The 12,812-nt window shown below is 34.5% G+C and carries 11 protein-coding genes and 1 pseudogene; 11 read left to right on the top strand and 1 reads right to left on the bottom strand.

The window, feature by feature from the left end; all coding sequences use genetic code 11:
* Nucleotides 1-45 precede the first annotated feature (45 nt).
* The 7 genes and pseudogenes from glnD to KGI96_RS05125 form a co-directional block, all read left to right on the top strand.
* Nucleotides 46-2,607, top strand: coding sequence for a bifunctional uridylyltransferase/uridylyl-removing protein GlnD (gene glnD, locus KGI96_RS05155; protein ID WP_211597965.1), 2,562 nt, complete (start codon nt 46-48; stop codon nt 2,605-2,607).
* A 213-nt stretch (nt 2,608-2,820) separates the two neighbouring features.
* Nucleotides 2,821-3,150, top strand: coding sequence for a DUF496 family protein (locus tag KGI96_RS05150; RefSeq protein ID WP_211597964.1), 330 nt, complete (start codon nt 2,821-2,823; stop codon nt 3,148-3,150).
* 204 nt (nt 3,151-3,354) lie between these two features.
* Nucleotides 3,355-4,299: a cation diffusion facilitator family transporter gene (locus KGI96_RS05145; protein WP_211597963.1), complete on the top strand. Its 945-nt coding sequence runs from the start codon at nt 3,355-3,357 to the stop codon at nt 4,297-4,299.
* Nucleotides 4,299-5,072, top strand: a complete 774-nt coding sequence (locus KGI96_RS05140) for a Zn-ribbon-containing protein (RefSeq protein WP_211597962.1) — start codon at nt 4,299-4,301, stop codon at nt 5,070-5,072. Before KGI96_RS05145 ends, KGI96_RS05140 begins: the two co-directional genes overlap by 1 nt.
* Nucleotides 5,073-5,123: 51 nt before the next feature.
* On the top strand, nt 5,124-5,654 hold the full coding sequence (locus tag KGI96_RS05135; protein ID WP_211597961.1) for an inorganic diphosphatase: 531 nt from the start codon (nt 5,124-5,126) through the stop codon (nt 5,652-5,654).
* A 120-nt stretch (nt 5,655-5,774) separates the two neighbouring features.
* Complete coding sequence (gene ttcA, locus KGI96_RS05130; protein WP_211597960.1) at nt 5,775-6,701, top strand: tRNA 2-thiocytidine(32) synthetase TtcA; 927 nt, start codon at nt 5,775-5,777, stop codon at nt 6,699-6,701.
* A 158-nt stretch (nt 6,702-6,859) separates the two neighbouring features.
* Nucleotides 6,860-6,967 (top strand): annotated as a pseudogene (locus KGI96_RS05125) (IS3 family transposase); the annotation flags it as partial.
* 97 nt (nt 6,968-7,064) lie between these two features.
* On the opposite strand, the gene ffh reads toward KGI96_RS05125, so the two are convergent.
* The gene (gene ffh, locus KGI96_RS05120) at nt 7,065-8,447 is read right to left on the bottom strand and encodes a signal recognition particle protein (protein ID WP_211597959.1); all 1,383 of its coding nucleotides are present in this window, start codon (nt 8,445-8,447) and stop codon (nt 7,065-7,067) included.
* A gap of 394 nt (nt 8,448-8,841) precedes the next feature.
* Here ffh and thrC point away from each other — a divergent pair, with 394 nt between their 5' ends.
* From thrC to kdsA, 4 genes are all read left to right on the top strand, one after another.
* Nucleotides 8,842-10,116: a threonine synthase gene (gene thrC / locus KGI96_RS05115; protein WP_211597958.1), complete on the top strand. Its 1,275-nt coding sequence runs from the start codon at nt 8,842-8,844 to the stop codon at nt 10,114-10,116.
* Between the two features lie 97 nt (nt 10,117-10,213).
* The gene (prmC, locus tag KGI96_RS05110; RefSeq protein ID WP_213156573.1) at nt 10,214-11,080 is read left to right on the top strand and encodes a peptide chain release factor N(5)-glutamine methyltransferase; all 867 of its coding nucleotides are present in this window, start codon (nt 10,214-10,216) and stop codon (nt 11,078-11,080) included.
* Between the two features lie 5 nt (nt 11,081-11,085).
* A complete protein-coding gene (locus KGI96_RS05105; protein ID WP_211597956.1) occupies nt 11,086-11,910 on the top strand; it encodes a SirB1 family protein in 825 nt (274 codons plus the stop codon).
* Between the two features lie 26 nt (nt 11,911-11,936).
* On the top strand, nt 11,937-12,791 hold the full coding sequence (gene kdsA / locus KGI96_RS05100) for a 3-deoxy-8-phosphooctulonate synthase (protein WP_211597955.1): 855 nt from the start codon (nt 11,937-11,939) through the stop codon (nt 12,789-12,791).
* Nucleotides 12,792-12,812: the final 21 nt, after the last annotated feature.

Raw genomic sequence — 12,812 nt, 5'->3', positions numbered from 1 at the left:
GAGTGTGATAAGGTATAAACAACTATTTTTAAATACATTAAAGCGATGAATTTAACTGAACTAAAACAACAACTAATAGAATTTAATCAAATTCAAAATAATGATTTTCCACAAGTGGATACGTTAAATCTTATTCATCAACGCAGTGACTTTTATGATCAGCGACTATTAGATATATGGCAATATTTTAGTTTTGATAAAAGAGAGGATCTCACTTTAATTGCAGTGGGAGGCTATGGTCGTCGTGAAATGTTTCCATTGTCAGATTTAGATATTTTAGTTTTAGTAAAAGAGCCGTTAGACGAAGAAACTCAAACACAATTTAATGCTTTTTTTACGTTACTTTGGGATTTGAAATTACAAGTTGGTTCAGCCATTCGTACTTTTGATGAATGTATTGAAATGGGGAAAGCAGAAATTTCTATTGCAACCAATATGTTAGAGGGACGTTTTTTAACAGGAAATAGTCAAGATTTTTATGATCTACTAGAACGAATTCATCAAAATGATTTTTGGATAACAGAAGATTTTTTACGGGCTAAAATTACTGAAAAAACAGAACGTTATGCACGTTATCATAATACCAGCTATAACCTTGAACCCGATTTAAAACATAGTCCAGGTGGTTTGCGAGATTTACATTTATTAATGTGGGTAATGTTAAGACATTATGGCGTGTATTCCTTATCAGAACTTTTTGAACAACAATTATTATTTGCAGAAGAATATAGTGAATTAGAACAGGCACAAGCAGTCTTATTTAAAATGCGATTTGGCTTACATTTACAGCTAAAACGTTATGACAATCGTTTGAGATTTGACCGTCAATTAGTTTTAAGCCAACGATTGGGTTATCAAGGAGAAGGTAATCAACCTGTTGAAACAATGATGCGAGAGTATTTTCAAGCAACACAATCAATTGTACAATTAAGTTATCTATTATTAAAAAATTTTGAGAAAGTAATCTTAAAGAAAGCAAAATTAAAAAGTGATAAAATTCAGTTAGACAACCATTTTTATTTACAAAACAACCTGATTTTTGGAACAAATAACTATCAATTTTTTGAAGATGAACCTCATTCTATTTTAGATCTTTTTTACCATTTAACGCAGTATCCTAATGCAAAACCAAGTATATCCGCATTGCGTTATTTACGTCTTGCAATAGGAAAATTAACCACTCCACTTTGTGAATATTCTCAGTCTAGAGAGCGATTTATTTCACTTTTTTCACAACCAAATTGTATAGAACGAGCCATTAAACCAATGCACCATCTAGGAGTATTAAAAGCCTATTTACCACAGTGGAAAAATATCACAGGTTTAATGCAATTTAATATGCTGCATATTTATACTGTTGATGAACACACCATTCGAGTAATGCGAAAATTAGAGAAATTACTTGATCCAAATGAAACAAGTTATCCATTGTGTTCCGAACTATTTCGAGATTTTAAAGATCCGAGCGTACTTTATTTAGCCGCAATGTTTCACGATATTGCGAAAGGGCAGAGCGGTTGTCATAGCGAAAAAGGGGCAATGGAAGTTTACCAATTTGCAAAATTGCACAATTTAGATGATGAACAGACTAAACTAATGACGTGGCTTGTCGCAGAGCATCTAACAATGTCAATGACAGCACAGCGACGAGATATTTATGATCCACAAGTAATTTCAGAATTTGCAAAAACTGTTAAAAATCATACCGCTTTATCTGCGTTACTTTGTTTAACTTTTGCAGATATGTCTTCTACCAACAAAACCTTTTGGAATAAATGGAAAGAACAACTCTTTACACAACTTTATACTGCAACCAAAGAGAAAATAGAACGAGGAGAAGAGCAGTGTATCGATTATCAACAGTTAAGTTTGGTTAATCGACAACGTGTTGCCGAAAAACTCCCCGCTATCTATGATGAAATACAAATTAAACAGATCAATACTTTTTGGAATAGTTGTCCTGATAGCTATTTTATTCGCCATAATACAGAGCAACTAAATTGGCATATTCAAGGTTATTTACAGGCAGAAATACAACTACCATTAATACTTGTTTCAAATATTAATCAGCAAAATATGACGCAATTATTCATACATTGTCAGGATATGCCCCATTTCTTTTCTACTGTTGCACAATTATTAACACAAAAGAAAATGACCATTTTAGAAGCACAAATTTTAACCAATAATCAATTGGTATTCGATAGTTTTGTGGTGGCAGAATATAATGGCGAACCATTGTCAGAAAAGCGCCGTGAACAATTAAAAAATGCGTTATTTAACATATTAAATCAGCCGAAATTACGATTTAAATTGATTAAAAAACCAATTAAATTTACCCCTTTTAAACATAAAACAAAAGTTAAATTTCTAGATAATAGCCATTTAGAACAAACAGAATTTGAATTTAAAACCCTTGATCGAGAAGGGTTATTAGCTCATATTAGCGATATTTTCAATGAACTTAATTTACAACTTCTTAATGCCAAAATTACCACCATTGGTGAACGAGTAGAAGATTTTTTTGTTGTGGCGAATAGCGAAAACAAAGCCTTGTCAGAAGAACAGAAAGTATATTTAATGCAACGGTTGTTGGAGGAGTTTTAAAAAATTGATAAATTCCCTCCTCCGCTTGTGGGGGAGTGCTAGGGAGGGAGGATTTTTTTCAGAAGAGTGCTAGAGAGGTGAGGATTAAAAATATGCATTTGCAAAAATAATTATAAATAAGTATTAAAAATCCTTTGACGAAAGCAGTCAAAGGATTTAGGATTACCAGCAGTTTAGAATTTATTATTTTCAACTTACTCACAGGAGTTTATTATGGGAAAACATACACAATCTTTTCAAGATATGCTTGATTACGTTCATTTATATCGTTTAAAAAATAAATTATTACGAGAAACAGCAGAAAATGATCGTAGAATTCGAGATAACAGAAAACGAGTATTATTACTTGATAATCTAAATCAATATATTACGGATTCAATGACAATTGAGGAAATTCGAGCAATTATTGCAAATATGCGTGATGACTATGAAAGCCGTGTGGATGATATTACTATCCGTAATGCGGAGCTTTCTAAAGAGCGTCGTATTATTCGTCAAAAAATGGCGGTTCACGCAGGCAAAAAGCAAACAAAAGAAAGTTAATTTAAAATAGATTAATTTTTAATACTGACTTGTTGAATATTAAAACATATTCAACAAGTCATTTTTGTTTATTTGGGTTTAAGAAATAGAGTCAACAAATTGTACCCCCACCCTAACCCTCCCCCGCGAGCGGAGGAGGGAATTATACTGCCTCCATTTACGGAGGGAGGGCTAGGAGGAATATTAACTTAAAAAGCTGTAAAGATGACAAAAAATAATCATAATGAAATAAATAAACAAGTTGCAGAGCAATATAAACTTTTAGTTAATCGTGCTACAACCTTTGCGGTAATTGTGGCGGGAATGTTGTTATTGTTAAAAGTGATAGTATGGTGGATTACTGGCTCGGTTTCTATTTTAGCTGCAATGACTGATTCTTTACTGGATGTGTTTGCGTCTGTCACTAATATATTAGTGCTACGCTTTGCGTTACGACCCGCTGATGATAATCATACATTTGGGCATAGTAAGGCTGAAGAATTAGCAGCTTTAGTACAAGGGGCTTTTATTACAGGTTCAGCACTATTTCTACTTTTACACGGTGTACAGCGTTTATATAATCCGCAAGTTATTTATCAAACAGAGCTAGGGATTATCGTTAGTGTTATCTCTATTGTTTTAACTGGCGTCCTTGTATTATATCAACAAAAGGTGTTAAAAGTTGTAAATAGCCCTATTGTTCAGGCGGATATTCTTAATTATAAAACAGATATTTTAATGAATATTGCTATTCTTATTGCAATGGGATTATCTCTTTATGGCATTGTTTATGCTGATGCTCTATTTGCTATTGCGATTGCACTTTATATTATGATTAATGCAATTAAAGTGGCATGGCAAGCAATACAAATGTTGTTAGATCAAGCCTTACCTGAAGAAGAAATTAATAAAATCAAGGATATTGCAGAACATCATCCTGATGTATTGAGTATTCACGATATAAAAACTCGTCAAGCTGGGGCGGTTCGTTTTATTCAATTACATATGGAATTAGATGATCATCTTTCCCTTGTGAAAGCACACGAAATTACGGATAGTTTAGAGAAAAAATTATTACGTGCTTTTCCGCTTTCAGAAGTTATTCTTCATCAAGAACCAACATCTGTTGTTGAGGTTGAAATGCAACAAATGAAGGAACAGAAAAAATAATGTATCAAGCTATTGCAAAATTTAGTTATCCTTATTTTGATGAAAACTTTACGTCATTGATTTTTAAAATTGTGAATCAATGGCGAGAAAATGGGCAGATGATTGGGCGAGAAGCGGGGATCACCCATTTTCAGTGTATTGATGAAGCCTTTTTTCAAGTGAATTTATCGATACCTCGTCAAGATAGTTTAATGGCAAAATATAATAGTGATGAAGTGAATAAAGCCTTATCTCAAGCGGATAGTTATGGTGTAAAATTTGCAAGTTTTGAATTAGTTGGAAAAGATTATCGAGCAGATGTCACCAGCCATCAAATTGAAGGAGAATTTTTACTTTTATACACAACGCATTTAGATTCTTGCTCACCGGTCTTTAATGGTGCTGATTTTTTACCTTTGCCTCTCTATGAAATTACACAATCAAATCAACCTTTTTCTGCGGATATTTTAAAATGGCAAGAAGATTGGCAGGCTTGTGATCAATTACAAATGAATGGTTCAACTCTTGAACAATCTGCATTACAACAAATTTCCGATCATACAAGTGAATTGGCACAACAAGGAAGAACACTTTGTCAAAGAATAGAACAAATCACCCAAACACCCACGTACTATTATTTATACCGTTTAGGGAAAGATGAAGAGATTGAGCATAACCGAAAATGCCCAAATTGTAATGAAGAATGGAAATTAAATGAACCAATGCACAGTATTTTTTATTTTAAGTGTGATAAATGCCGTTTGATTTCTAATTTGAGTTGGGAAGTTTTGTAATAGCTGTTATAATTGAACAACTTTTATAATCATTTTTTAAGGATAATTTTTATGGCAGATTTTAATAAAATTTTAGATGCTGGCGATGTAAACAGCGGTATTATTAACGTAGTAAATGAAATTCCAGCGGGTAGTAATCATAAAATTGAGTGGAACAGAGAGCTTGCTTGTTTTCAGTTAGATCGTGTTGAACCAATCATTTTTGCAAAACCAACTAACTACGGTTTTATTCCACAAACCTTAGATGAAGATGGTGATGAATTAGATGTGTTATTAGTTACTGAACAACCATTAGCAACAGGGGTTTTCTTAGAAGCACGTGTTATTGGTGTAATGAAATTTGTGGATGATGATGAAGTGGATGATAAAATTGTTTGTGTACCCGCAGATGATCGTAACAACGGTAATGCGTACAAAACATTATCAGATTTACCAAAACAGCTCATTTCACAAATTGAATTCCATTTTAATCACTATAAAGACCTTAAAAAAGCAGGGACAACCAAAGTAACAGCTTGGGGTGGTGCAGAAGAAGCGAAAAAAGTGATTAAAGAAGCCATTCAGCGTTGGAAAGATAAATAAAAAAATAGTTTTTTATGTTAGTAATATAAGGAGTACAAGCGGTCAGTTTGTACTCTTTTTTTACAAAATTTATTTTCTCGGATTATAATACGAGAAGTTTTATTTTTAAATAGAAAAACAATGAATAACGAATTAAACAAAAAACAAACCTATAATTTTAATAAATTACAAAAACGCCTTCGCCGTAATGTGGGAAATGCAATCGCCGATTTTAATATGATTGAAGAGGGTGATAAAGTAATGGTATGTCTATCTGGTGGAAAAGACAGCTATACCTTGCTGGATATTTTATTAAACCTCCGCATTAATGCACCGATCCATTTTGATATTGTGGCGGTGAATTTAGATCAAAAACAGCCTGAATTTCCTGAACATATTTTACCTGAGTATTTAGAAGGTATTGGAGTTGAATATAAAATTGTGCAAGAAGATACTTACGCCATTGTGAAAGAAAAAATTCCAGAGGGTAAAACCACGTGTTCCCTTTGTTCTCGTTTACGTCGAGGCATTTTATATCGCACAGCAACAGAGTTAGGGGCAACAAAAATCGCATTGGGCCACCATCGTGATGATATGTTAGAAACTTTGTTTCTAAATATGTTTTATGGCGGAAAAATGAAGTCTATGCCACCTAAGTTGATGAGTGATGATGGTAAGCAAATTGTTATTCGTCCGCTGGTTTATTGCAAAGAGAAAGATATTATTAAATATTCTGATGCAAAACAGTTTCCTATTATTCCGTGTAACCTATGTGGTTCACAACCTAATTTACAACGTCAAGTTATAAAAGAAATGCTACAAACTTGGGATCGTCAATATCCAGGTCGAATTGAAACAATGTTTAGTGCCTTGCAAAATATTACGCCCTCGCATTTGTGTGATACTTCATTGTTTGATTTTAAAGGCATTAAACACGGCGTAAGACTAGAGGGCATTGAAGGGGATATGGCGTTTGATAAAGAAGATGTTGTTACACCTATTTTTAATGAAGATGATGTTGAGCAGTATGTAGAAAGTGGTCTAATTCAATTTAAAGCGGTTTCTTAATATTTTGACAGGACAATAGCATACTTTTAAGTATTAATTTTTGATAATTAATAATATTTTCCCACCCTAACTTTCCCCTGCAAGCTGATGCACCCCAAAAATGTACAACCTAAACACAGCCTTTGGGGTGTTTTTTTATGGAAATGAGTTAAAAGATAGCAGTGGAAAGCTATATTGAGTATTATAATACGCAAAGAATCAATGTTAAACTAAAAGGACTGATACCTGTTGAATACAGAAATCAGTTCCTTTGTTTAAATTCTTAATTATAAACCTTAATTATAAACCGTCCAAAATTTGGGGTTTATACTACGCTTGCGGGGAAAGGCTAGGGTGGGTGTTTTTCTATTAATTTACAAAAAATTAACGGCGACCGCCAAACATACCACCCATTCCGCCAGCACCACCCATCATTCCTTGCATTCCACGCATCATTTTACTCATTCCGCCTTTACGCATTTTTTTCATCATTTTTTGCATATCGTCGAACTGTTTGAGTAATTTATTCACATCTTGTACTTTCGTTCCTGAACCCATTGCGATACGTTTACGGCGTGATCCTTTGATAATGGATGGATTAGCACGCTCTTTTAACGTCATTGAGTTGATAATGGCTTCCATTTTATGGAACATTTTATCATCTACTTGACCTTTCACGTGAGCAGGCAGATTTTTTGCTCCCGGTAATTTATCAAGCATTGATGCCATTCCGCCCATTTTTTTCATTTCGATCAGTTGTTCACGGAAATCTTCAAGGGTAAAGGCATCACCTTTCTTGAATTTTTTCGCCATTTTCTCAGCTTTTTCACGATCAACAGATTTTTCTAAATCTTCGATTAGAGAAAGCACATCACCCATTCCTAAAATACGAGAAGCGATACGATCAGGGTGGAAAGGTTCTAAGGCGTCGGTTTTTTCGCCCACACCTAAGAATTTAATCGGTTTACCTGTGATTTGACGAATGGATAACGCCGCACCACCACGTGCATCACCGTCCACTTTGGTTAAGATCACACCCGTTAAAGGCAACGCCTCATTAAAGGCTTTTGCGGTATTCGCTGCGTCTTGCCCTGTCATTGCGTCCACAGTGAATAAGGTTTCGATTGGATTTAGCACCTGATGAATTTGTTTGATTTCATCCATCATTTCACTATCAACGTGCAAACGCCCCGCCGTATCCACAATCAACACATCAAAGAAATTTAATTTTGCGTATTTTAGGGCTACTGTAGCGATATCCGTTGGTTTTTGACTGGTTTCACTTGGGAAGAAAGCGATATCTAAATCACTGGCTAGGGTTTCTAACTGTTTGATCGCCGCAGGACGATAAACGTCGGCAGACACCACTAAGACTTTTTTCTTATGTTTTTCTTTTAAGAATTTAGATAATTTACCCACAGAGGTGGTTTTACCAGCCCCCTGTAAACCCGCCATTAAAATGACCGCAGGCGGTTGGCTTGCAAGGTTTAGCCCTTCGTTGGCTTCACCCATTGCATTTTCAAGCTCAGCTTTAACAATTTTAACGAATTCTTGCCCCGGAGTAAGGCTTTTATTGACTTCAACGCCAATCGCTCGCTCTTTTACCTTGCTGATAAATTCACGTAATACAGGTAACGCCACGTCCGCTTCAAGCAATGCCATACGCACTTCACGGAGCGTGTCTTTAATATTGTCTTCAGTTAAACGCCCTTTGCCACTAATAGTTTTAAGGGTTTGGGAAAGTCTATCGGATAAATTTTCAAACATAATTTTCTCGTTATTTAAAAATGGTAAATTTTAATTGAAATCTGACCGCTTATATTAATGTAGTTATCGTAGGGGCGGGATTAGCAAACGTGAGTTTGCGTATATCCGCCCATTGCTCAATATAAAATTTTAACAAAAACTACATAGCAAGTTTATGAAATGACAAATTTTTTATCATTTTATTTTACATTAGTGAGCTACACATTGTGGGCGGATATTCCATTTGCTATGCTTATTAAATCCGCCTTTACAACCAATCAATTATCATCAATTTCTGATTACCTACATTATACATAAAAAATAATCATTTTTCAGTTTACTACTTATCTTTGAATAGCTAAAATCACTTTATATCTTAAAAATTCAAACAATAATTGATAAAAAAGGAACTGAAATGAATTTATACAACATCAAACACCCAGAAGAAAATGTTAATTTTGCTCAAGCTGTGCGTCAAGGATTGGGAAAGGATCAAGGACTATTTTTTCCTGAGATTTTACCCAAATTAGATAATATTGATGAACTGTTAGCAATGCCGTTGGTAGAGCGTAGCCAAGCGATTTTAGGGGCGATTATCGGCGATGAATTACCAACAGAGACCTTAAATAATGTCATTAAAAATGCCTTCACGTTTCCTGCTCCCCTTGAAAAAGTCACAGAGAATATTTATGCCTTTGAACTTTTTCACGGTCCAACCTTAGCTTTTAAAGATTTCGGCGGACGTTTTATGGCACAAGTTTTGAAAGCGGTTACTTCTGATCAAAAAATTACCATTTTGACCGCAACCTCTGGTGATACTGGAGCGGCAGTAGCACACGCATTTTATGGTTTAGAAAATATTGAAGTGGTTATTTTATATCCAAAAGGAAAAATCAGCCCACTGCAAGAAAAGTTATTCTGTACGTTAGGTAAAAATATTCGCACCGTTGCAATCAAGGGCGATTTTGATGATTGCCAAGCCTTAGTTAAACAGGCTTTTGATGATAAATATTTACGAGAAACCATCGGCTTAAATTCAGCCAATTCCATCAATATCAGCCGTTTGTTGGCTCAAATTTGTTACTATTTTGAAGCAGTGGCACAACTTCCAAAAGAAAAACGACAAAATCTTGTCGTGTCCGTACCAAGTGGTAACTTTGGGAATTTAACAGCAGGATTAATCGCCAAAAGTTTAGGTTTACCTATTAAACGTTTTATTGCTTCAACCAATAGTAACGATACTGTACCTCGTTACTTACAATCAGGACAATGGCAACCTAATTCAACGGTTGCAACTCTTTCTAATGCAATGGATGTAAGCCGTCCAAATAACTGGCCTCGTGTAGAAGAATTGTTTAAACGTAACAACTGGTCATTTAAAGAATTAGCATCAGGGATGTTGACCGATCTTCAAACAGAGCAAAGTTTACAAGCAATGAATGAATTAGGTTATTTATGCGAACCGCACGGTGCTATTGCTTATCAAATATTGTTAAATCAATTAGCAGAAGATGAAACAGGTGTTTTCCTTTGCACTGCTCATCCCGCTAAATTCAAAGAAAGTGTCGATCGTATTTTAAATATTGATCTTCCATTGCCAGAAGCATTAGATAAGCATAATAAAATGCCACTGCTTTCTGATGAAATGGATAATAATTTTGAACAGTTAAAGGGCTATTTGTTGAAATAAAGATTATCTACTAAACAAGAATAAATAATTCTAAACATTTAAATAGAGTTTGTTACAATATACTTAATACTTATCTATTTTTGAATGTAATATTATTATGAACTATGCCCAATGGCTTAATGATGCAGAGGCATTGCTATCAAAGAATTGTAAACAAGACCCTTATCTTAATCCAAAATCTGATGCACGGGTATTGTTGCAATTTGTAACGAGACAATCTAAGTCTCGTTTGTTTGCCTTTGCTGAAACAGAATTACTAGAGGCGGAACAACAGCAACTTAAGGTGTTATTATCCCGTCGTTTAAAAGGTGAACCAATAGCTTATATTATTGGTAAAAAAGAATTTTGGTCGTTACCATTAAAAGTGGCAACCTCTACCTTAATTCCTCGTCCTGATACAGAAAGATTAGTGGAAGTTGCATTAGAGTTTGCTTTGAAGCGGTTAGATTTTTGTGAAAATTTACAAATTCTAGATTTGGGTACTGGAACGGGTGCAATAGCATTGGCACTGGCAAGTGAATTAGGCAAAAAAGTACAAATTATCGGTGTTGATAAATCATTAAATGCAGTACAATTAGCAGAACAAAATAGAAAAAGCTTAGGATTTGAGCAGGTACATTTTTTACAAAGCGATTGGTTTAGTTCTTTGCAAAATAAACAATTTGATCTTATTGTAAGTAATCCTCCTTATATTGATAAACAAGACCAAAATTTACAACAAGGGGATGTTCGGTTTGAACCACTTTCAGCATTGGTTGCTGAACAACAAGGATTAAGTGATTTGCAAAAAATTGTGAGTAACGCACCGCTTTATTTAGCATCTAAAGGGGGCTTGTTTCTTGAACACGGCTGGCAACAAGCAATACAGGTACAACAATTATTTGATCTCACTTTGTGGAATGAACCTTGTACTGAACAGGATTATGCAGGTAATGATCGAGTAACTTGGGCAATATTAAAGTAATAATTATGAATAAACAAACAAAACAGGAAAGAGAGTTAAAACAGTTTCTCTATAAAGAATTATTAAGACTTTCATTGGTTATTGATGATAGTTTTCATTCACCTCAGGTTTTTGGATATATGTCTAGTTTAGTCAGAAAAGTAAAAAAATTAGTGAATGCCGAAACAGAGGAGCAACGTATAAATCAACTATTAGATTTGGTTTATAATGAATGGGGATTTTATTGTGATCGAGACTATTTTAATATTGAAAATATTTTGATGAATTATGTTCTATCTGATAGACGAGGAATGCCTGTTTCAATTGGTGCAGTCGTTCTTTATTTGGCAGCAGCATTAGAGCTTCCGATTTATCCTGTGAATTTCCCAACACAATTAATTTTACGAGCAGACTATATTGATGATAATAATCAACCTAAAACTCGTTTTATCAATCCTTGGGGAGGGCAAACGCTTTCATTGGAGCAATTACAAAAATGGTTAGAGGGTGAATTTGGATTTGAAACAGAGCTATCACTTGAATTTACCAAAGTTGCTGAAATTAATGAGTTATTAGAACGTTTGGAAACCATTGCTAAAATGGCATTAACTCGTGAAGGTAATTATGAAAAAGCGTTAGCTTTGATTGAGTATCGTCTCATTTTTATGCCTGATGATCCTTATGAAATTAGAGACCGAGGAATGGTATTAGCCAGTTTGGATTGCTTTGATGCAGCGGCGAAAGATCTTAATTATTTTATTGAGCAATGTCCTGAAGATCCTTCAGCATTAATGTTAAAACTGGAAATGCCAACATTATTAAAACACACACATCATAATCAACTGCATTGATTTTGTAAAAATTTAAGGAATTATGTATGAAAAATAAACTTATTCAATTAGATAATATTCAAATTGCCAACGATAAACCTTTTGTGTTATTCGGTGGTGTAAACGTATTAGAAAGCCGTGATATGGCAATGGCAACCTGTGAAAAATATGTCGAAGTAACCCAAAAATTAAATGTACCTTACGTTTTCAAAGCTTCATTTGATAAAGCCAATCGTTCATCCATCCACTCTTATCGTGGACCAGGAATGGATGAATGTTTAAAGATTTTTCAAGAGCTTAAAGAAACATTTGGCGTAAAAATTATTACTGATGTACACGAAATTTATCAATGTCAGCCTGTCGCAGAAGTGGTTGATATTATTCAACTTCCTGCATTTTTAGCTCGTCAAACAGATTTAGTGGAAGCAATGGCTCGCACAGGTGCGATTATCAACGTAAAAAAACCACAGTTTTTAAGCCCTGGTCAAATGGGGAATATCGTCGAAAAAATTGCAGAATGTGGTAATGATAAAGTGATTTTATGTGATCGTGGAGCAAACTTTGGTTATGATAATTTAGTAGTAGATATGTTAGGTTTTGGAGTGATGAAAAAAGCCTCAAAAGGAGCCCCCGTGATTTTTGATGTCACTCACTCATTACAATGCCGTGATCCATTTGGTGCTTCCTCTGGTGGTCGTCGTGATCAAGTGACTGAATTGGCTCGTTCAGGAATGGCGATAGGTCTGGCGGGCTTATTCCTCGAAGCTCACCCTGAACCAAATAAAGCAAAATGTGATGGTCCTTCGGCTTTACCACTTTCCGCCTTAGAACCTTTTGTTGCACAAATGAAAGCGATTGATGATTTAGTAAAATCATTTCCTGAATTAGATACTTCTCATTAGAGATAAGAAATAAAAGAAAAT

The sequence above is a fragment of the Phocoenobacter atlanticus subsp. cyclopteri genome, assembly GCF_018343795.1.
GTDB lineage: Bacteria > Pseudomonadota > Gammaproteobacteria > Enterobacterales > Pasteurellaceae > Phocoenobacter > Phocoenobacter atlanticus.
Note: the sequence above shows the minus strand (reverse complement) of the source record. Positions and strands in the feature narration are given on the sequence as shown.